The organism is Lachnoclostridium sp. (assembly GCF_031997925.1).
GTDB lineage: Bacteria > Bacillota > Clostridia > Lachnospirales > Lachnospiraceae > Lachnoclostridium.
Genome location: NZ_DAMADT010000016.1, coordinates 13,679 through 34,889 on the forward strand (window position 1 = coordinate 13,679; position 21,211 = coordinate 34,889).

The 21,211-nt window shown below is 35.8% G+C and carries 18 protein-coding genes; 2 read left to right on the top strand and 16 right to left on the bottom strand.

The genetic code is table 11. The features are described from left to right. From RTP52_RS11515 to RTP52_RS11530, 4 genes are all read right to left on the bottom strand, one after another. Positions 1-791 (bottom strand): M17 family peptidase N-terminal domain-containing protein (locus RTP52_RS11515; protein ID WP_312371524.1); only part of this gene is annotated, 791 nt, incomplete at its 3' end. Between the two features lie 31 nt (positions 792-822). Further along, positions 823-1,674: a YitT family protein gene (locus RTP52_RS11520; RefSeq protein ID WP_312371421.1), complete on the bottom strand. Its 852-nt coding sequence runs from the start codon at positions 1,672-1,674 to the stop codon at positions 823-825. Between the two features lie 61 nt (positions 1,675-1,735). Continuing rightward, entirely contained in the window at positions 1,736-4,465 is a 2,730-nt protein-coding gene (locus RTP52_RS11525) for a transglutaminase-like domain-containing protein (protein WP_312371423.1), read from the bottom strand. A gap of 45 nt (positions 4,466-4,510) precedes the next feature. Continuing rightward, the gene (locus tag RTP52_RS11530; RefSeq protein WP_312371425.1) at positions 4,511-6,769 is read right to left on the bottom strand and encodes an AraC family transcriptional regulator; all 2,259 of its coding nucleotides are present in this window, start codon (positions 6,767-6,769) and stop codon (positions 4,511-4,513) included. Between the two features lie 257 nt (positions 6,770-7,026). On the opposite strand from RTP52_RS11530, the gene RTP52_RS11535 reads away from it, so the two are divergent. Then, entirely contained in the window at positions 7,027-7,347 is a 321-nt protein-coding gene (locus RTP52_RS11535) for a hypothetical protein (RefSeq protein ID WP_312105861.1), read from the top strand. A 4-nt stretch (positions 7,348-7,351) separates the two neighbouring features. On the opposite strand, the gene RTP52_RS11540 is transcribed toward RTP52_RS11535, so the two are convergent. From RTP52_RS11540 to RTP52_RS11565, 6 genes are all read right to left on the bottom strand, one after another. Then, on the bottom strand, positions 7,352-8,986 hold the full coding sequence (locus RTP52_RS11540) for a hypothetical protein (RefSeq protein WP_312371428.1): 1,635 nt from the start codon (positions 8,984-8,986) through the stop codon (positions 7,352-7,354). Between the two features lie 6 nt (positions 8,987-8,992). Then, on the bottom strand, positions 8,993-10,333 hold the full coding sequence (locus RTP52_RS11545) for an alpha-L-fucosidase (RefSeq protein WP_312371431.1): 1,341 nt from the start codon (positions 10,331-10,333) through the stop codon (positions 8,993-8,995). Positions 10,334-10,479: 146 nt separating this feature from the next. Continuing rightward, entirely contained in the window at positions 10,480-11,385 is a 906-nt protein-coding gene (locus tag RTP52_RS11550; RefSeq protein ID WP_312371433.1) for a carbohydrate ABC transporter permease, read from the bottom strand. 12 nt (positions 11,386-11,397) lie between these two features. Further along, the gene (locus RTP52_RS11555) at positions 11,398-12,321 is read right to left on the bottom strand and encodes an ABC transporter permease (protein WP_312371435.1); all 924 of its coding nucleotides are present in this window, start codon (positions 12,319-12,321) and stop codon (positions 11,398-11,400) included. Positions 12,322-12,394: 73 nt separating this feature from the next. Continuing rightward, positions 12,395-14,068: an ABC transporter substrate-binding protein gene (locus RTP52_RS11560; RefSeq protein ID WP_312105853.1), complete on the bottom strand. Its 1,674-nt coding sequence runs from the start codon at positions 14,066-14,068 to the stop codon at positions 12,395-12,397. Between the two features lie 353 nt (positions 14,069-14,421). After that, complete coding sequence (locus tag RTP52_RS11565; protein WP_312107368.1) at positions 14,422-14,811, bottom strand: DUF2500 domain-containing protein; 390 nt, start codon at positions 14,809-14,811, stop codon at positions 14,422-14,424. Positions 14,812-15,172: 361 nt separating this feature from the next. Between RTP52_RS11565 and RTP52_RS11570 the strand changes: the two genes are divergently transcribed. Further along, positions 15,173-16,228, top strand: coding sequence for a tyrosine-type recombinase/integrase (locus RTP52_RS11570; RefSeq protein ID WP_312371437.1), 1,056 nt, complete (start codon positions 15,173-15,175; stop codon positions 16,226-16,228). Between the two features lie 148 nt (positions 16,229-16,376). Here RTP52_RS11570 and RTP52_RS11575 read toward each other — a convergent pair whose 3' ends face one another. The 6 genes from RTP52_RS11575 to RTP52_RS11600 form a co-directional block, all read right to left on the bottom strand. Further along, positions 16,377-17,840, bottom strand: a complete 1,464-nt coding sequence (locus tag RTP52_RS11575; protein WP_312371439.1) for a serine hydrolase domain-containing protein — start codon at positions 17,838-17,840, stop codon at positions 16,377-16,379. 79 nt (positions 17,841-17,919) lie between these two features. After that, positions 17,920-18,123 carry a hypothetical protein gene (locus tag RTP52_RS11580; protein ID WP_312371441.1) on the bottom strand — a complete coding sequence of 68 codons (204 nt, stop codon included), beginning with the start codon at positions 18,121-18,123 and terminating at the stop codon, positions 17,920-17,922. 18 nt (positions 18,124-18,141) lie between these two features. Next, entirely contained in the window at positions 18,142-18,993 is an 852-nt protein-coding gene (locus tag RTP52_RS11585; protein WP_312371443.1) for a thymidylate kinase, read from the bottom strand. Between the two features lie 171 nt (positions 18,994-19,164). Next, the gene (locus tag RTP52_RS11590) at positions 19,165-19,608 is read right to left on the bottom strand and encodes a GNAT family N-acetyltransferase (RefSeq protein ID WP_312371446.1); all 444 of its coding nucleotides are present in this window, start codon (positions 19,606-19,608) and stop codon (positions 19,165-19,167) included. A 145-nt stretch (positions 19,609-19,753) separates the two neighbouring features. Then, positions 19,754-20,662 carry a hypothetical protein gene (locus RTP52_RS11595; protein ID WP_312371448.1) on the bottom strand — a complete coding sequence of 303 codons (909 nt, stop codon included), beginning with the start codon at positions 20,660-20,662 and terminating at the stop codon, positions 19,754-19,756. A 72-nt stretch (positions 20,663-20,734) separates the two neighbouring features. Continuing rightward, positions 20,735-21,211, bottom strand: coding sequence for a hypothetical protein (locus RTP52_RS11600; RefSeq protein WP_312371450.1), 477 nt, complete (start codon positions 21,209-21,211; stop codon positions 20,735-20,737).

Consider the following 21,211-nt stretch of genomic DNA (forward strand, 5'->3'; position numbering starts at 1 on the left):
CCTGCCATATCTCCTTTGATACCAGCCATACTTTTTGCACTCTTTAGACAATAGCCGCCAGTATCACAAGTTACACCCTTTCCAATCAGTCCATAAATTTCTGAATCTTTTGGATTTCCCTGATAACGCAAAATCATAAGGCAAGGCGGATATTCACTGCTTCCTCCAATTCCAAATAACCCTTCCATTCCCATAGCCTTTAATTGACCATAAACAAGGGTCTCTACTTCCACAGGGATATCTTCTACATATTCTTTGATTGTTCTATTAAAATCCATTGGTCGCAAATGATTACCAGGTGTATTCACCATATCTCTTGCAAACTGTATGCCTTTTGCCAAATCTAAAGCTTCTCTTAGATATTCCTGTGCACTATCGGCATTTGATAATCCACCAATTTCATATTGGCATTCAAAAGAATCTTCATTCTTTAAATAACGATAAGAGTAATTACCAAGGGATAAGCCTAACACAGCCTGAATGATAGCCTTCTCTCCAAATTTCTCTAGGAAATAAGAAAAATCAATACTACATGTTGTTATATAATATTCTTTACACTGTTTCGCTATTTGGGCAAAGATTTCTTTTACTCCTAGTAAAGTAAGCTCTTTTTCTTTCCCACAACCGATGTATAATACTGCGCTACTCTCCTGTGGTAGATAAAAACTTTCAAGAAAAGTCCCTTTTAAAAAATTCTTTAACGGAATCGGATGTTGCTTCTCTTGTATCTGACCCTCCAAGATAAACTCCACTGTATTTGTTTGATTCATAATATCTTTTAATACTATCATAGTTAGAACACGCCTTCCTTCGTTATAAATTCTATATCATTTGACCAAAGCGTTTGCCTGAAACGTTACTTGCTTCAGATACAATAATCAGCGCTTTTGGATCTTCACGCTGAATCCTTCTTTGTATTCTCGCACAATCTGCTTTATCAGCGGCTCCCATAATGACACGCTGGGTTTCACTTGTATAGCCACCTTCCCCTTTAAGGATTGTAATCCCTTCCTTTTCTTCTAAGAAGATACATCGGATACGATCGGTACACTCACTCATTACGATGATTAGCCCTTTCGCATTTGCACTACTTATTAACTTGTTCATGAATAATCCGGCAACATAGACGGTAACAATTGCATAAAGAATGCTCTCTATATTACGATATACAATACCAGATGCCAATACAATTATGCAGTTAATACCTGAAGAAACTGTCCCAACATGCAACTGAGGGAACTTTCTTTGCAAAATTAACCCGATCAGTGTAATACCTCCTGTGTCTGAGGTTCCAAGATAAACCATTCCTTGCCCAACCCCCAGAAATGCTCCTGCAAATAAAGCGGCTAATAAAGGATTCCCCTGATAATGAGGTAAAATTGGCTCTAACAAATCAGTCATGAGGGAAAGTAGTAAGATACTACATACCGCTTTCCATACAAATACAGGTTTAAATATCTTCTTTTTCCAAACAATTGCTAATAGTGGCAGGCTAAATAATGTACAAAACACACCAATTGGAAAGCCCGTTACATAGTTTACCAAGATAGCAATACCACTAGCCCCTCCTGGTGCAATTTTCGCCGGTGCTGCAAAGGACCTCATTCCCACAGTATATAAAAAAATACCTATCACGTTTAGCAGTATTACCATGCCTGTTTTTTGCTCTTTCATCCAAAACCATACCTTTCTACCCTTGGTAACTTTTAGCACAGGCAAATGTGTAAAAATTCAATTACTTATTTATCTTATCTAATATCTTTAGTATCAGAGCTACACTGCCCACATTATAACCGGCACAACTATATACTCCGGTACACCCTTGATTTAGCGTAACTAATAATGGTAATTTTTCAGGGTCTACATACATTCTTCTTGCTACTGGCTCAGCATGTTCTAACTCAGAGTCAAAATAAACCTGAATATTTGGTATTTTTTCCAATACCTTTTTCAGCGTATCATTCGTTAGAGCTTCCTGATCCTTTACTATAAATAAAATGTTACCATGAAACTTCTGTAATTCTGTTTCTTTTTCTAACATTTCATTTAATACATGCTCTGTTGGCTCTTTTCCTTCATCAAGAAAAGCTAAAATACCGTTCTTCTGATTCATTAGTCCAGACAACCAATATTCCTTCTGACCGTCTGAAATTTCAAAGTCCGCAATTTCATTTTCTACGAGCAAATCTTCTAATTGATTCTCTCTTAGATTCATCTGAATTCGTTTTTCTTCGTCTGACTGAATCTCAAATGTCCGAACTGCCACATGTTGATTTCCATTCGGCATTCGAGTCGTCACAATTAACCTATAAATTCCCGCTTCTAAAAGAAGTGATAACTCCTTATCCGGGAATTTTAAACCCTCATAATCCAAGGTAAGGTACTCCCCTTCCTGTAATTTTCCAAGGGTAAAGTTTTGACCATAAGTCCACTTCTCTTTCTCCTCCACATGAAGAATCAGATTCCCTCTTCCTAGTTCATGTAGAATCAAATCATGAGATATCTTTTCGTACTCATTTGTCTCTATGGATTTATCTTTGCTTTGATTAAGCGGTACACAAAAAACCTTTCCATCAAAAAATTCAGGTTCCATGGTAACCTTATTCAAACGAGCTGGAATTCCAAGTGTTCGACAGATCGCAACAAATAATATTTTCTGACTTAAAGCATTTCCTTGTTGCAATTTTAAACAGCCAATTGGCGTTGCAGTAATCGTCTGATAGTCAAATTCTTTTTGATATTTAATTATCTCTTTAATATAAACCCAAATACAGTTTGGGTCAATTATGAATTTATGCTTTGTATCCTCATCAAAATAAGAATTGATATAGCTACGATAAGCAGTTAATTCTTCGAAATAGATTCGCGGACAAGCGATGTATTCCATAGCAAAACCATATTCATATGCAAAGCTATCTTCAATTGCTATGCTATCTTCATTTACTATGTTATCTTCATTTACTATGCTATTTTCATTTGAAATACTATCTTCATTTACTATACTATCTTCATTTACAATGCTATCTTTATATTCAAATAGATACTTATATCCTCTTTTCCTTGCTTTTAGATGGTCTTCTAACACACTGGCGGAAACATCTTTATAATCTTTTATCTTCAGCGTTTTTAATAAAGCTAATCGATCCGGATTATCATCTACGCTTAAGAACCGGTAAAGCTCCATAAAGTTACCCTTAGCAAAATGTAAGATTTCCTTTGCTTCTGGTACTTTTTCAGCCAAAGCTTCATCATAATAACTCTCAATTCGATTTTCCCGAAGTACCTTAGCTTCTCTTAGTCTGTTTCGATTGGTAGTTTGCTGCTCCCTTGTCAGATTAAACTGGTACCTGATACTATCTTTTGGAGCCTCCACTTCATAAGTCTCCCACGTATCTGTTACCCAGTCTTTCTGATAAAGATTTTTATTTAAGATGAGGGTTATCTCCTCTAGTGTCCCCACATGCCCCATTCCTTCAGTAAAGAATCCATCCTTGAACGCTCTGATATGAATATCACCTAAACCTATTGTAATACTCACACTTCCTTCTTCATTCGTATAAAGTTCTGTCACAGACGCAAATTCTGCATAATTTAGTATCTCAAAAGATACCCTAGCACCATTTACCGGTGCCAGATCCTTATCTTTAACGAATATCTTAAAACAACGTGTCTTAGCATACGTAGATGTACTATTATAATAGGACAATAAATCCTCTTTTCCTATATGTTCTTCCATTGATTCACTGCGATAGTCAGAAAAAGTACGGCTATGCACTAACAATGCTCTGCTGGAAGCATTTAAAAACCAGCCTTTATTCAATACTTCTTCTGGTTCACAAGCTCCAAGAAAGCACCATGTACCATCGACGAACACCTCAACCCAGGCATGATTATCATCACAGTGAGCCCATCTAGGCGTATAGACCTGTCTTGCAGCAATACCTACACTACGAAACGCTGTTACTGCAAAGGTAGACTCTTCTCCACACCTTCCTTTTCCAGAATAATATACCGTTATCGGAGAAATCGTTCTGCTATCCGATGCTTCATAAGTTGCATTCTCCGCACACCAGTAATTGATTTCTAAAACCGTCTCCGTCATGCTTTTCTCTTTGACTCTATCTTTTAGCTGTTCATAAAAGAACTTCCTGCATTCTGTAATATACTCTGAATTCACCCGAGGATAGAATACATAATGGATAAAATAATCCTCTGGTAACTGCCTCGTCCATTCCATATGTTCCCGTAACCAGATTGCATGGGTAACATAACTTAGAAAGATCTTAAAATCGTATTCTCCTGCATCTCTAGCTGGCATAGTACCATAGAGAAATTCTAATAGAATTCTTTCCTCTCTCCCACACTGTGTTAGCTTTTCCATCAGTTTGGGAAGTATTGGCGCATACACTGCTTTTCTCTCTTCAAACTTTTTATTTGCATACTCTTCTAATTGTGCTGAAAACATAGTGTCTCCTTTAATTATACTGAAAACTTGATGTCTCCTTATATTCTATTGTTCTGACATACCATCTGCATAATAACTTGGTGGCAATCCCATCACCCTTTTGAAGGCTCTTCGGAAGGAAAAATCACTGCTGTATCCTACCATCTCTGCCACATCTTTAATTGTTATATTTTGTCGTAACAATTCGCAAGCCTTTTTAATTCTTTCATTTTCTAAATATTCGCTGAAACTAACTCCGAACAGAATTTTAAACTCCTTATATAATTTATTTTCTGCCATACCATAACTTTCAGCAAATGACGCAAGATTTAACTCTGCATTGGTATACATTTCTTCCACCAATGCCCTTATCTTTTCCTTCTTTTCTTCCGCTTCCTTTGTCTCTTTTTGTTTTTGTCTATTCTTGATACAAGGAAGCACTTCTATTAGAACGTAATAAATATCCTCTAAATTATTAGCTTCTGTGATACCGTCTATTACCTTCTGGTAGTCACATTCTTCTTCCCTGAGTGCTCGAATTACCGTACCTCTTACTAATTCCATCAAGTAATTAATCATAATCAAAGACAAATTACGATAGGTAAAATTCTCATACTGAATCATTTGAAATAAATCTTTTAATTCTTCCTGATTTCCTTGCTTAATGGTCTTTACCAAGTGTAATTCAGTTTCTACTGGAAAGAAGAAAGTCTCCGTATTTTTGGGCATTTCTTCTTTACTAAGAGGCATACGGATATCATGGAATCTTATATATTCACAAACTTCCAGTGCATCTTCAAAGGACTTTGCAATCTCTAAGGTAGTGCTTACTTCCTTTCCAATACCAATATAAGTTTCCAAATGCTTTTCATTCGATAGATTAATTTCTACTTCAGCTAAAACATCACGAATCACTGGTAGCATATTGTCGCCATCGATTGGAAAGATGATTGCAAACGTATAATAATCGATGTTACAGAACTGATGCGGAATAGAAATCTGATTTCTAACAAAATTAATCATGGATAAGCTGATTTCATTCCAGTTGCCATACTCCACATTCATTACACTATGATTTAACATAATAACTGCGGCATAATAGCACTTACCAGATAAGTAGATATCTGCAGTTTTCATGTCCTGACGAATCTCCTCCTCTGTCAGATAGCCACCAAGGATGATTTTACGAATTACCGCTGTTTTCATAAAATTTCGTTGCAGAAGAATCGTTGTTTGAAGATTGGCAGCGCTTTCTAGAATAAACGGAATCCCCTCCCAGAAACTCATCCCGGTTTTGCCATCCCCTGCTGCCTTTCCAAATTTACCTTGATATTCGCCAAATGCTACAACTACACTGCGTCGTTTTCTCCATAATGCAATACAGGTAAGAAAACCAGCAAAGATAGAAACCACACAAAGTGCGATGATTAAGTATTTCATAAACCCAACTTGTCCGAATACGATACTCTTCGGTATTAAAACAACATAGGTAAAGATGGACTCTTTCACTTTTGACAGTATGTACTTTTCACCTTTAATTTTGATAATACCGTCCTCTTTAGCAATTAACTTAGGAAGCGGAATGTCTTTTATGTCTAAATTCGTATTTGCACCGTACATCGCTTTACGTACTAAGCCGTCACGATTCATGACTAAGGCAATCCCTTCCTCCTGCATAAAGTTGGTTTTTAATTTCTCGTGAATGAGTTCTTCATTGATTGCTATTACAATCGTTCCTTCTACTTCTCCAAAACTTCCGTATGGGAATGACTGCGCAACTACCATTTTATTATTATATTTTCCTTCATCAAATTCTAAAAAAGTCTTATTATAAAAGGTATCACTAAATTGGAGCGCTAACTCTTCATAAGTAACCTCGTTAAAACTTCCCAAGGATTCATATGCCCGATTATCCGCTGGGACAACGGATTTATTCTTCATGATCCATGATCCGTCTTTAAAAAAGATATAAACATCCCCTATTACAGCATTAATCGCTGAATAATCAGGCAGCGCTGAACTAAACATATACATGTCATAATATTGCGCTTTCTTATTTTTTACTTTTGTACTAAGAGTTTTAAGTTCTTTCATATTACTTATGTAAGTTGCTAGGTTTCCTGCTTCTATGTATCCACGCGTAATTTCAAGCGCTGTCGTATTTAACGTCGTATTCATCTTTTCCTTCTGCACTTTTAATAATAAATCTGTAGATGCAAAATAAATCAAGATAATTGCAATAAATGGAGCTATTAAAATAGATAAATATGATACCAATAAATTCATCGATAGATGATTCACTTTTCCTGTAATATATTTACTCATAAGTTTTCTCTCATTCTTTCGTTGCCTTTTATTATTACTCATATTATACTATAAAAAAGCTTATACTTCTAGAAAACTCCCATTAAAACATAAAAAAATGCGCTTCACAAACTTTTCCTTTTCATGAATAAGGACAAAGGTTACATACAATAAAATGTTGAAAACAGCAAAGTACAGAAGACAACCAAACGCAAATAACGTATCATCTTAAGAAGTCTTTAAGTGAATTGCACACAAACGTAAGAAAGAGGAGCGATATGAAGAAAAAAACAACTAATAGCATAAAATGTATTAAAATATTTACAGAAAAAGAAACTTTCTATGATGGTCCCTTTTTAGAATTACCCATTCCAGATCAAGTCATCATCAATAAAAGTATCTTATTTTATAATGACCCGACTCCATGCTTTATCCATCGAGGTGCTGTCCGTTATCGTTTACTCACAGAGATGGAACATGAGCTGTTAAGTTGTGAAGTTACTACTTCAAACGGTACTTTACAAAGTGAACAATTGGCACTTTTTTGTAGCTATACTTCGTTTCCTCCTGCTGCCATCATAGAATTAAGCCTTGAATAACACGCTATATTAAAAAGAATACAACAGCAAAGAATAAAAAGAGAATGCCATTGATTAGTTTTATATAAGGCATGTAGTGAAGAACTATATCTGAAGTAGCAATTACACTTTTCCCTTTTGCAATCATAATCAGAAGCAGGAGGGATGGTATACATAAAGCAATCGCATAACTAAATATTTCAAATCGAATCCACGCACTTTCACTACTTGACTTTAATAGTGATAATAAAGTAGCCGCATAGATTTGACCAGTACAGAAAAATTCACCTAAAGAAATTAGAAAGCCTAATAGAAGGATAACAACCCCAATCTTTTGATACAAATGACGATTGATACTTGCAATCTTTGTCTGATTCCATTGACGAAGGACTTTTGGCAGTTGTAAACGTATCTTCCCATACTCACCTCTTATCGTATGGTATAAGTCAAGAAAGTTCAGTAATGAAAGCAATACAGCAAAGATACATAGAATCCACTTCAGGATTCCAAACAAGCTATAAAAGGTCGCATCTGCGATTTCAAATATCGAAAATAGTCCAATCCCCATCACAAAATAGGCGATTACTTTCCCTGTTAAATAGATGAGGCCATTCTTAAAAATTCCTAGATTCATCCCCAGAAGAATGGACAGTAGTAAGAAAAACATAGAGAGTGCACATGGGTTTAGTCCATTGATCACACCAGTTCCTACCACCCTACCTAATTCTAACCAAGGATTTCCCTTTCTGTCCTGTTTATAATTTACTTTGTTTTTCATTAATTCTGAGGAACTACCTGATTTTCCACACTGTCCTAGTTCCCACCACTGCTCTTTATCAAATAGGTCAATAATATCTGCCGCCCCTGATGCATAGGCTCCATTGTAAAATAAAATCGGTACTTGTTGTTCTTCACTTGGTACTTGATATACTCTGAAATACTCAAGCAGGATATCAGTATTTCCTTCTTCTATGATATTTACTTCTTGAATGGAAATAGAAAACTTATTTTTCTGAATTTCATTTTTTACCTTCTCACACTGCGTACAGGAAAAGGTGGTGAAAAGTATATAGGAATCCTCATTTGGTAACATTTCTTCTATAGAGTTTCCTATATCAGAAGTACTGTCGCTGTTATTGTAATTGTTACCTTCGATAATTTTGTCCTTATATTTATTACCATCAGCCTTATCAAAGTTATTACTGCCACTGTAGTTGTTACCATCGATTTCATCAGAGCTATTACTACCACCGTAGCTAGTATTGTCACCTAACCCATCTTCCAATGACAAATACTTATCTTTCACAAGATTAAAAATTTCTGTTTCTATCTCCTCATAACCCGAAACCAACTGATCTCCTATCATCATCACCGGACAGGAAACTTTAGTCTTACCTAAGGAAAACTCCTCTAGTATGGAGAGATATTTTTCTCTTCCTTGTGTCTGCATCGTACTGTAAATCTGAAACTCATAGGGATACTCCTCTTTATGAGGTAGTAATTGCTGTTTCACGATATCGATAAAATACTCTTCTTCATGGCATGATTCGCAAGGGTTGTCATGAAAAAAATATATCATAACAACCTCTTTCGCTTCCACTCCCCTTGGAATCATACATACAAATAGCAAACAAAAGAATAAGAAAGTTTTTAATCTCATAGGCTATTAGTCTTCCATTTCTACTTCTAAAACATAGTCGATATTGTCTGGTAAAAGAGGATTCGGTCCTAAATTCGCAAATACGATATCAGGATAATCACTATGTACCCAGCTAGTTGAGATTGGAATCTCATATCCTGAAGCTAATGCTCTGATTTTCTTCACTTTATTTTTCTCTAATCCCATCAAAGGTACCGGTCCGATGGTATTTTCAAACATATGGAAATAATATTTGTTTCCCTTTCTAGTGACACGTCCATAATCTGGTTTTGGTACATTTGCAATGCCGCATCCATAGATGCTATCATGGTTACGTTTCATCCATTTACCAATCTGAGATAGGATTTCTACGGATTCTTCTGGGATATTTCCATAGACATCAGGTCCTACATTAAGTAGCATGTTACCACCTTTTGACACACATTCTACAAGTTTCTTAATCAACATAGGTGCTGGTTTAAAGAACTTATCTGTTCCATGGTATCCCCAGTTGTTGTTCATGGTAATACATGCTTCCCATACCAATGGATTACCGTTCACATCTTTTATGCCTTCTGGCGGAATAATTTGCTCTGGACTTACAAAGTCACCATGATATGGAGTTGGGTTACCTTCCGCTAAGGACCCTTTGCCTTCCCCACTTGCTTCAAGACGATTATCAATAATTACTTGTGGTTGAAGAGTTCTAACCATATTCATGAGTTTTGTTGCACCCCATTTTTCCCCTCGCATATCATCATAGGAGAAATCAAACCACAGAACGTCCAGTTTTCCATAATTCGTGCAAATCTCTTCTACTTGTTTATGAAAATACTCAACGTAACGGCTAAAATCACGATTCTCATTACCACAATTCTTATCATTTCTCATTGGATGAATTCGGTCGCCGTAATGCGGATAGTCTTCATGATACCAATCTAGTAATGTAAAATAGAGTCCAACTTTTAAGCCTTCTGCACGTACCGCATCCACATATTCCTTCACAAGATCTCTTCCTGCTTTTGTATTTGTTGCTTTATATTCTGTATATTTACTGTCAAACAAACAGAATCCATCATGATGTTTTGCTGTAAGGACAACATATTTCATTCCTGCATCTTTCGCAAGCTTTGCCCATTTTTTAGGATCATAATCTCTTGCATCAAATTCGTCAAAATACTTCTGATATTCCTCAATTGACATCTCTTCCGTACTTCGAATCCACTCTCCTCGTGCTGGAATTGAGTATAAGCCCCAATGAATAAACATTCCAAATCTAGCGTCCTGATACCATTCCATTCTCTTGTTATAATCATCTCTATTAAACTGATACATGTTTTTCCCTCTTTTCCGTTTTTTGTACAACATAAGTTTGTGGTTGCAGCACAGACACAAACTTGCTGAGTGAAAGATTTATCATAAACCTTTAACCAAACCTTTCAATACTTTCAAATCTTTCAATCCTTGCAAGCCATCAAACCTTTCAAGCCTTTCAGAACTTTCAATCCTTTAAATCATCCTTTCACAGCTCCAATCATAACCCCTTTTACAAAGTGCTTCTGCACAAATGGGTAAATACATAACACCGGAACTGAGGCAACTACAATTGTAGAATACTTTAATAAATCCGTCAGACCACGCTGGGCAGCTAAAGCTGAGGCGTCACTAATCATCGTATAATCAATCTTATTTAATATTAAGATGTCACGTAAAACAATCTGTAAAGGTACCAGAGCCTGATCCTTCAAATAAATCATAGCATCAAAGTAAGAATTCCATTTTCCCACGCCATAATATAATGTTAATACCGCAATAATTGGCTTTGAAAGAGGAATTACCACACGTAATAAGTACTTAAATGGAGTACATCCATCGATTTGACCTGCCTCATAAAGCTCATCTGGAATAGAGTTAATAAAATACGTTCGACAGATAATCATAAAATAAGTCGACATCGCCGATGGTATGATAAGCGCCCATCTTGTATTTACAAGTCCCAAACGATTCACTAACATATAAGAAGGAATTAAGCCTCCACTAAAATACATGGTAAATATAAATATCATAGCTACTTTATTCCTAGCAGTAAACTCTTTCCTAGACAACGGAAACGCACAAAGGATTGTCATCAAAATATTGACTGCAGTTCCTACAATCATGTAAAAGAAAGAATTTGAGAATCCTGTCATGATGTTTTTATTCTTAAATACCGCTTCATAGCCACGTAACGTTGGCCTTACTGGCCATAGCCATACCTCATTTGCAATGACTGCCTGTGAGTCTGAAAATGATGCACTAACAATATAGATTAGTGGTAATAAGACAATTAACATGGCTAGGGTTAATAATATATAGATAACTACAATAAATATCTTATCTCCGATTGGAGCCTTTGAAAATTTCTTCTTTTCTGTTTTCATATGCTCCCCCCTTTACCACAGACTAGTTTCTGTAATTACTTTAGAAAGCTTATTCACCGTAATTAACATAAGAAAACTAACTAAGGACTGAAACAGTCCTGCTGCTGTGGAGAAACCATAATCAGCGTTGACTAGACCAACCTTATAAACAAATGTTGCAATAACCTCTGATCTCGCTATGTTCATACTGTTTTGCATAAGGTAAACTTTATCAAATCCAATGTTAATCATATTACCACAAGCAAATATTAGCATCGTTACTATTGTCGGACGGATTGCCGGCAAATCTACATGCCATATTCTCTTCATTCTGCTCGCTCCATCCACGATTGCAGCCTCTTTTAATTCAGGGCTAACTCCGGAAAGCGCTGCTATGTAAATGATTGCAGAATATCCGGTAACCTGCCAGACACCACTCCAAACATATAAACCTCTAAATATATTCACGTCTCCAAAAAAGTTGACTGGGCCTACACCAAATAAGCCTAACAACTTATTAATAATACCAATACGCAAATCTGCCATTTGCATTAACATACCAACCATAACGACAGTTGATATGAAATAAGGTGCATAAGTAACCATCTGAACCGTCTTTTTAAATTTTACTGCTTTGATTTCATTTAATCCCACCGCCAATAAAATCGGAATTGGAAAACTAGCAATTAAACTGTAAAATCCAAGTACTAAGGTATTCCAAATCACTTTAGAACTGGATGGGGAAAGCAAAAACTGCTTAAAATACCGTAAGCCTACCCAATCGCTTCCCAAAATACCTTTTTTAATACTATAATCCTTAAATGCCAGTATAACTCCTCCCATTGGAATATAAGCAAATACAATCGCATATATCAAAGGGATTGCTATAATCACCCAAAATTGCCAGTTTGAGTTTTTCATTTTATGCTTTTTTTCTCTACTCATCGTCGCTCTCAAAAGACAACCTCCCTTAGAAATGGGGGGCTGCTAACCCTTATGTAACAGCCCCCTTGATTCTTATATCATTCTTTTACTTACCCATCTGTCTATCATATGCTGTTTGATATACTTCTAGCAAAGTAGGTAAACCGATATTATCAAATCCTTTCACATAGGAATCCCAGTCTTTTTCAAATGATTTACTTCCAGTAATGAAAGCAACTTTATTCTCTTCAATATAGTTCTGAACTTCCACACCAATTGTCTGAATCTTCGTAGATTCTTCATCCGTTAATTTTAACGTTGGTAAGATATCCAAATCACCTTTTTGTGCAAATGGCTCCATCTTTTCCTTGGTTGCATCAAATAAAAGTTTCTCAAGCCCTTCTGCTGTACCAACATCTACATTCGCATCCGTTGCCTGACCTAAACGGAAGATTGCTGGACGGTATGCAATATTAACATCCTGCCAGTCGTGATTTTGAGTTTCTGCTGAATAAGGATTTAAGATTTCATAAAGCGCTGGTTCACCATTTAGACCAACCTTACCATCTGGATTCATCATCCAGTCTTTTCCTTCCTCTGCACCAAACTGTGCAGATAAAGAACCTTGATAGGTAAAGAAGAAATCAGCCCATCTTAAAGCAGCTTCTGGATATTTACATTTATCCGTAATCATAAATGAACCTTCTTCTACTCCAGAATACTTCATGTAAGTTGCATTTCTAGTACCATCTGGACCTGCAAGTGGAGACATTGCTTGATAGTGTCTGTATGCTTCGTTATTTCCTGTTGCATCAAACATATCAGATATTGTTCCTGTTGGAATAAAGAGGATTGGTTCCCCTTCCTGATTAGCTAATGTTCTTAATTGTTCTCCATTCTGTGTAAAGTTACCATCATAAATTGCACCTAGTTCATATAGGCTGTTCATATATTCTAATGCTTTCTTATACCCTTCCGTATTTGCGATTGTAATGACCTTTCCGTCTTTCGTTACGGCAGTCTCATCGCGGTAAGGCTGTGTTTTACCAGGTTCAAAGGTAAAGGAGTTTACTAAAAACTCTTCAAAACGCACATGCCATCCACTGTTTGCTCCACCAATCGCAATACCATTCGGGTTAATTTCTAGGAATTTCTTACATACATCATAAAATTCATCCGTAGTTGTTGGTACATCAACACCCATCTTTTCTAACCAGTATGTATTCACCCACATCTTCTTCGCATATTGGCAGTGATAACATTCATTCAGACCAGCAAGCGAATAAAAATGTCCATCCGTTTCTCTTGTAGCACCGAGATACTGCCCCATTGCAGCCAAGTAATTCGGTGTATTTTTCTCATTAATATAGTTATCCAGCTGAATTAAGATGCCTTCTTTTACCCCGTATTTGGCTATATTAGGACTTACATACATGATGATATCGGGATAATCGTTCGTACTTAACGAAAGATTTAATTTTGTTTCCCAATCATCTCTTGAACCAGTTTCAAATTTCATCTTAATGCCGGTCTTCTCTTCCATGAATTTTGTAAAATCATTGGTTACAAAATTCTCAACGTTCGGCATTGCCAAGCAAAAGATTGTCATTTCGATTGGTTCTTTCACAATCGGATATGTACCAGGTTCCGTCAAAATACTTGTGGAATCCTTTACCTTTTCCGAACCAGTACTTTCTGACTTACTACATCCCATAACGCCCATGATCATCATGGTGATTAGTAATAAAGCAACTACTTTTTTCATTTTTAATTTCTTCATTAAAAACCCTCCTCCTATACTTTTCATTAATTGTTCTATTATTTTCTCTTTTGTATGGTTCAATCTTATGAAAAATAGCTAAGTATTTCTACAGACATTTTTGATTTGAGGCATACAATTTTGTATAAAACGTATATAAATACAGGCTTTTGCATCGGATTCTATGCTAATTAGTATAAAAAAATCCAGTAGCGGTTGCTACTGGATTTTAATGGCATTCTTTTAAATAAGAAATGTAATTGCTAACTCATTATTTAGTATTCTTAAATAATTTTCGTAACGTGAACTATTGTAATGATTGTGATTAAAGACACAACTAGATTATATACTTCTTTTTCATGCTTATATTTGTACTATCTAAAACGGTCAAAAGAAAGAAATCTGGTCCCTTGAAAAGTTAATTTACCTACATCTCCTTCCACCAACAAACCATATTGTTCGCCACTCACTCCTAGCTCCATACGATCTCCACTGTCAAATTGAAACGTAGCAAAATAATAATTGGAATAACTAGTATGGACAGTGTTATCTGCATGATGATGGTCATGATGTGATGTACTCATTCGTTTTGTAACCACACTTGCTTCTACAGTTAACCTTGGTGAATTGTTGTTTTTATGCCAATTTTTGATATTATAAATAATTACGAAAACAATCAAACCTAGAATTAAAAAAAATACAATATAAAATAACGAAAAGAATCCTCCCACCATTCTAGGAACCCCAAATGGATCATTAAACATAAAAGCCCCTCACTTTATATATTTTATTTTTGTTGATACTTCATATATCTTATTGTTATTTTATGACAAAAGTGTGTTATATGATTGTGATGAAACGTAATACTTAACCCCATTAATTTGAATCGAAACATGAAATGTGATATAGTTATGTTAGTACTAAAATACGCTCTTGTCAATTGAACTACTGTATTTGTTTTTATCATGTTGAAAAAATATAATATTAAAAATCTTTATCCTAAAGCAGGTCGATACACTGGAGTTAGTATATACTTTTGGACACAAAAAGTTTAATATTGATAATTTTTTATATGAATAAGGTTGTCTAATTTAAACGAAATCATAGAATTGAGGGGGATACATAATGGAAAATGAAACCTATCATCAGAAAAAAGCAAAAGAAAATATCATAAAATTAAGGGAACTTTTAACACAACTCCCCCCTTGGTTAAAAGATTTTTTCCGAGGAATAGAACAATCTACAGAACCTAGAACCAGAATAGCCTATGCCATTGATTTACAAACCTTTTTAGAATTCTTACAATCACAGAATCCTAGCTTTCAAGATAAACCTATCAAAGAGATCCCACGAGATATTTTAACTTTATTAAAATCGACGGATATTGAAGAATACTTAGAACATCTAAAATATTATAAAAACGCTGATGGAAAAGAGTTTATCAACAATGATCGTGCAATAAAACGCAAACTCTCAACCTTACGTACTATGTATAGTTATTATCATAAGAATAAAATCATAGATGAGAATCCGGTACTTCAAGTTAATATGCCAAAAATTCATGAAAAAGCTATCGTTCGTCTTGAAACCAATGAAGTAGCTGAATTATTAGATGTTGTTGAGACAGGAAGTAAACTAACAGACACTCAAAAAGTATTTCATGAAAAGAATAAAGTCCGTGACCTAGCTTTAATTACCTTACTTTTAGGAACTGGTATCCGAGTATCTGAGTGTGTTGGCCTTGATTTAACAGATGTTGACTTTGATAATGATCGCATTAAAGTAGTTAGAAAAGGTGGTTCTGAATCTTATGTGTACTTTGGAGAAGAAGTTCGTGAAGCACTCCTATCCTATATGGAAGAACGAGACCAAATTATCGCAGTTGACGGTCATGAAAATGCACTCTTTCTTTCTTCAAGAAGAAGCCGTATCAGTGTTCGAAATGTTGAAGTTTTAGTAAAGAAATATGCACAAACAGTAACAACCCTTAAGAAAATCACACCACATAAGCTAAGAAGTACTTATGGTACTTCGCTTTATCAAGAAACAGGGGATATTTATCTGGTTGCTGATGTCTTAGGCCATCGTGATGTTAATACCACGAAGAAGCACTATGCTGCTATAGAGGATGAGAGAAGGCGAAGTGCTAGGGATAAGGTGAAGTTAAGGGAAAAATTATAGCTGAAAAAAACTGAGTGCTCAAACTGTAGACACAGCTTTGTCATCTTAATATCAGGCAACGTATATTTATACAACAACAGCCATAGGTCATATCAAAATCGAACCTATGGCTGTAAAACTAAATTGAATTAATTGCTTAACATTATGCTTATTTTCGGAGCGAGGCATTATATCGGTGAGTGTATACAAACCATGTAATGCTTGCTGTTAATAATGCCGCCGAAATCAAAGCTGTAAGAACACTATATGTTTGCCAAATAAGTATCGCTGACCAATCATATCCTAAGAATATTGGGAAGGCACAGCACATTATACACAGAATCGTAGCGATTAGCAAAATAACTGTTACGATTTTTATCTTTTTTGTCATTGGCTGCCGTTCATTCGTCTTCCTTCTGCGTAATCCTAAGAGAAAGAACAGAACGGCCAATAGGCAAAGAACAATTGTGGTAGACGACAAAATGATGTCCAAAAGCTGTGTGCCACTGATTTCATATGACTGCGTTAGATTGCCGTCTAATATATCTTTAACTTTTAGTACCAGGCTGATATTGGTATTTGCGCCGTTGGTCAGCAAGCAGACGGCTGTTCGTTCATTTGGCAGTATGGCCACTTCGGTTCTGAAATTGGGATTGCCCCCTGAGTGCTCTATGATTGTTTGGTCGGCGTTTACCGACCAGCCCGCCGCATAATACATTTCGTTGACAGCCGGAACAGACATATCACCCTGATGTGATTTTTCGATAACCCTATGGAATATTTCGGGTACGTCCTGCACAATCCCCATCTGTATGCCCATCCAACGCGCCATATCTTTTGTACAAGAAATGATGTAGCCTGCGGGTTTATTCCCGGCATAATCCGGCGCGTTATATGGAGTTGTCATAAAAAAAGAAGAACGGTAGCCCTGTGCTAACAGCCCGGTGGCCCTAGCATCTTCTTTATAAACATACGTCTGGTGAAGATCTAACGGCTGAAATACCTGTTCCCTCATAAAGTCTTCATAGCTTTGTCCCGACACAATCTCAATAACCAAACCCAATACGTCATAATTAACAGTTCCATAGTTATACTGCTCACCGGGAGGGAATGCTAATTCAGCATCTACCAGCATTTCCACAGTCTTTTGCAGCAAATCCGGCGTATTGCCTTGTGGAATATTTTGAGTATGCCTACTATTTGTTAAGCCGCTGGTATGGTGAAGAAAGTTATTGAGTGTAAGGCTTTGCATATCAACAGGTTTCCCTTGATACTTTAACGTAAACCAAGGTAAATATTTCTGAACAGTGTCATTCATTGAAAGCAGTCCTTGCTCTTCCAACAGCAGAATACCCATGCCGGTAAAAGCTTTACTGACCGAGGCCAACTCATATAGTGTATTTTCACTTGCAGACAACCCCTTTTCACGGTCTGCATACCCGGAAGAAAAGTAGAACACTTCATCATCAGCAAGTATTGAGATTGACATTCCCGGTACACCTGATATACGACAGGCATCATCCAGCAACGCTTGTATTGCCGCAGATTGCGCATCTGACAACGCATAACTTTGTGTTGCGGATCCTGAGATTAATATAAGTACCGTTAATACAAAAACAATAGTCTTTTTCATAAACTCTCCATTTTGAATTATCCTTTTAATAAAACTAGGCGTATGAATACATTCAGGAACATCAACTTAGATAATATTGCTACTTACTACTGAGTGAATTGCAAAATTCATCCAATGCAATAAGTAACATTTTATATCCGGTTCTATGTTGCCAAAATGATTTATTCTGATTCATTACGATATTTTTAAATTCATTATAACTTATGTATTTTACAGCCTGTACTTCTTCTTGCACATTAACCTGATCAATATCAAAATTTTCCTTTAATACAATCCATCCCATTTGACTTTCACCAAAATGTTAAAACTCTTGTGTAATACCTGTTACCTCATTACAAATTTTTAAGATAAACTCATTTGTGATGTCTGACTGATGTTCTACCAGTATAGGGATAGTATAATTTACCACTGGTAGCTTTTCTAAAATTCTTCTCTCCAACTGTTTTCGTTCTCTAAAATATTGGTACATCCCCTCAATGCCTTTTAATCCACTTTTCTTTCCATAGGGAGAATTTTCGATATATTCGGCAACACGATTTTCCCAAACTCGATTTCCCTCGTCATCTACACGTTCCCTCGCTGCTCTTTCAATTGCTGTATTTACGTCCACATCAAGATACAGAATAACAGGATTGAGGTTTTTAACAGCTTCTGAGAGCTTAATAATGTAATTGGTTATGGCTTCTTCCTCTGCTCCCCGAAATAGTAACAACTCATTGACAGCATTTTGTAATAAGGCACACTCAAAAATTTGAATGCCAGTTGCCTCTTTACCGAATTTTTCCCAACGACTCTGATGGATTCCACTAAAAAGCTCCATATTTACGCGACCATCGTAAAGTTCCTTCGATTCAAAATAAGAAAACAGTTCTCCACTTATACTTGGTACCTTTATATAAGCTAATATGGCATAGTCTTTCCATATCGTTTTACTTCTCTCAAAATCTTCCCTGTGTTCTGGGTATTGATTGCATACAGTATCATATTCTTCCTGTGTCAAACAAGCACACCAAGCCATATCAGCAGGGTGTAAATCCCCTTCCACATACAGATGAACCTCTTGATTCATCTCTGTTAATCTCTCTCCCAACATTCTTGCAAATGTTGTTTTTCCCGAACCTGGTATTCCTTCAATTATAAATAGTTTATTCATAAAAACCTCTCACACGTTAATTATTAATTTTCACTTTTCCATGTTCTACATAACAATTCAAACTTCTATTTTATTTTCCTTGTGATTGTGTCTTCGACGAAACCACCATGATTATGTATCCATGCTCATTAAAATAGATATACTCTTTTTGGAGTTATCTAGTCACTTGTCTCATTTATTTAGATCGAACTTCATAACAACTTCACCTTCATCGATTTCTCCGGTTTCTATAAAACCCATGCTTTCGTATAAATGTTTTCCTACAACATTACCGGGAACATAATCTAGAAACACATAGTCAAACTTTCCAGCTTCTTTGATTATATTAAGAGCATACTCCAAAGCTTTTCTACCATACCCCTTACCCTGTTGATCAGTTGCTATCATAAATCGCCATATACTACATTCACGTTCTTTTTCATCCCAATCTAGCATCATAAACCCAACTACTTCTTCATCATTATATATAGCATACGGTTTTGCAACTTCAGGATAAAGCCATGCTTGTGCTAATGAATACACATTTTTGGCTACGTATTTACTCTGTTCCTCATTTAATTTCATTCCTACGATTGTTCTAAAATTATTTTCATTTACTTCTTTTAATGATACCATATTAGATTCCTTTCCACTGATTGTAATTTTATAATAATAGGTATTCCAAATTCCTTCTTTTGATATTTTTACATCAATTGATAGTGACTAATAAACATAGAAATACCTCTACCATACAAATTGCAATTATCAGTGCCTATTGTTCTCATTTTGCACTCAACGCATTGTTCCAAGCTATAAAGAATTCATTTATTGAAGCATATCTGGCAGTTCTATCAATGGAAACGGCTTTCAACACGCTGTCATAACACGACTTGCTTAATTCCCAATTCTCAAACGTGCAAGGTAAGAAAGTATTATTCTTGTACCTTAGCCTTATGTCGGCATCTGTGAAATTGCCGAAGAAACTAAATATTAATGCTCCAAGCGTATAAACATTTGTTACTTCGTCAATCACGGCACCATTAACATATTCTTCTGGTGCTTTCAATCTCTTAGTTCCCCAGAAATCTTCTCCCATATCATTAATCGCCGGCTTTTTCCTGAAAAAGTCAATATCACATATTGTTGTGGTTTCGGTTGAAAAATCGTATATTATGCTTCCGTCATAAAAATCTACGGCAACATAGTTGCTTTTCGAAACAGCCGATAAAAAAGAAAACAGCACTCCCACGGACTTGATTCTTTTTTCAAGCGGCAACTGTTTGAATCGTTTTGCAGGTGGTACTATTTGAGAATTATCATGATATTTCTCGAAATTCCAATAATCAAACAAACAATCACCATCTACCCATTTGAATATAGCTATATAAATGTTATCAAGAGAATAGTGCTTAACAAGTTCAATTAAGTTTGGATGTTTTATATCTTCGTATATGGGCATCGCTTCTTTTAGCGAAGCAATGGCTTCTTCTGGTGTTCGGACTGATTCGATTGTTTTTAGTCCTGCCACTTTAACAAAAAATTTCTCTTTCCCGTCATCAACACCGAAACTAATATTTCCGGAATCATTTTGCGAAAACACGCAAAAAACTTTACCTAATGAATTGAGCCATGAAAAATCGTGATTCTCTTTTAGCTGAAACTCAACATTTCCTAAATTAATATTAACCAAAATTTCCTCCATTTTATTGAGAGCTACAATATGGTCACCCTCCTTGTTTAAGCTTCTGTGGAGCCACATACATCATTCTGTAACGTTCAAATAGTAAAATACCTTATCATTATTTTTTCGCTGACTGTTCCATCCATTTTCAATAGCATCTTTAACATTTTTAGCATCCTGAAAGGCACTTCCCCTTTTTTTGCAATGCTCAGCCAGCAACTCATCGCTTATATCTAGATATACTATCACTTCACAGTCCAAAATTATCAATGAAAATATTGGTTGCCCTGCCTTAACTGACACTCTTTCTTTTACAAGTTTACTTGTAAAACTCCCAATTTCACTCGTCCACGGTTTCTTACAGATATATGCTTCCTCGTCCTTAGTCAATTGCGGCCACAATGCCTCATCCATATCAATCGTTCCTGGTATTTGTTCCTGCAGTGTTGATTTGCCACAACAGGTGGTTCCCAGTACACAAATTCTATCATTTTTATGCTTCTCAAATATAGCATTTAATGCATTAATCGTTTCCTGAATCGATGTTATTATCGCCAT

What these genes read in the sequence shown, in the direction of transcription:
- RTP52_RS11585 (WP_312371443.1), bottom strand. Translation starts at nt 18,993, where the DNA reads ATGAATAAACTATTTATAATTGAAGGAATACCAGGTTCGGGAAAAACA.
- RTP52_RS11535 (WP_312105861.1), top strand. Translation starts at nt 7,027, where the DNA reads ATGAAGAAAAAAACAACTAATAGCATAAAATGTATTAAAATATTTACA.
- RTP52_RS11525 (WP_312371423.1), bottom strand. Translation starts at nt 4,465, where the DNA reads ATGTTTTCAGCACAATTAGAAGAGTATGCAAATAAAAAGTTTGAAGAG.
- RTP52_RS11530 (WP_312371425.1), bottom strand. Translation starts at nt 6,769, where the DNA reads ATGAGTAAATATATTACAGGAAAAGTGAATCATCTATCGATGAATTTA.
- RTP52_RS11590 (WP_312371446.1), bottom strand. Translation starts at nt 19,608, where the DNA reads ATGGTATCATTAAAAGAAGTAAATGAAAATAATTTTAGAACAATCGTA.
- RTP52_RS11545 (WP_312371431.1), bottom strand. Translation starts at nt 10,333, where the DNA reads ATGTTGTACAAAAAACGGAAAAGAGGGAAAAACATGTATCAGTTTAAT.
- RTP52_RS11575 (WP_312371439.1), bottom strand. Translation starts at nt 17,840, where the DNA reads ATGAAAAAGACTATTGTTTTTGTATTAACGGTACTTATATTAATCTCA.
- RTP52_RS11550 (WP_312371433.1), bottom strand. Translation starts at nt 11,385, where the DNA reads ATGAAAACAGAAAAGAAGAAATTTTCAAAGGCTCCAATCGGAGATAAG.
- RTP52_RS11570 (WP_312371437.1), top strand. Translation starts at nt 15,173, where the DNA reads ATGGAAAATGAAACCTATCATCAGAAAAAAGCAAAAGAAAATATCATA.
- RTP52_RS11520 (WP_312371421.1), bottom strand. Translation starts at nt 1,674, where the DNA reads ATGAAAGAGCAAAAAACAGGCATGGTAATACTGCTAAACGTGATAGGT.
- RTP52_RS11565 (WP_312107368.1), bottom strand. Translation starts at nt 14,811, where the DNA reads ATGTTTAATGATCCATTTGGGGTTCCTAGAATGGTGGGAGGATTCTTT.
- RTP52_RS11560 (WP_312105853.1), bottom strand. Translation starts at nt 14,068, where the DNA reads ATGAAGAAATTAAAAATGAAAAAAGTAGTTGCTTTATTACTAATCACC.
- RTP52_RS11580 (WP_312371441.1), bottom strand. Translation starts at nt 18,123, where the DNA reads ATGGGATGGATTGTATTAAAGGAAAATTTTGATATTGATCAGGTTAAT.
- RTP52_RS11600 (WP_312371450.1), bottom strand. Translation starts at nt 21,211, where the DNA reads ATGGCGATAATAACATCGATTCAGGAAACGATTAATGCATTAAATGCT.
- RTP52_RS11540 (WP_312371428.1), bottom strand. Translation starts at nt 8,986, where the DNA reads ATGAGATTAAAAACTTTCTTATTCTTTTGTTTGCTATTTGTATGTATG.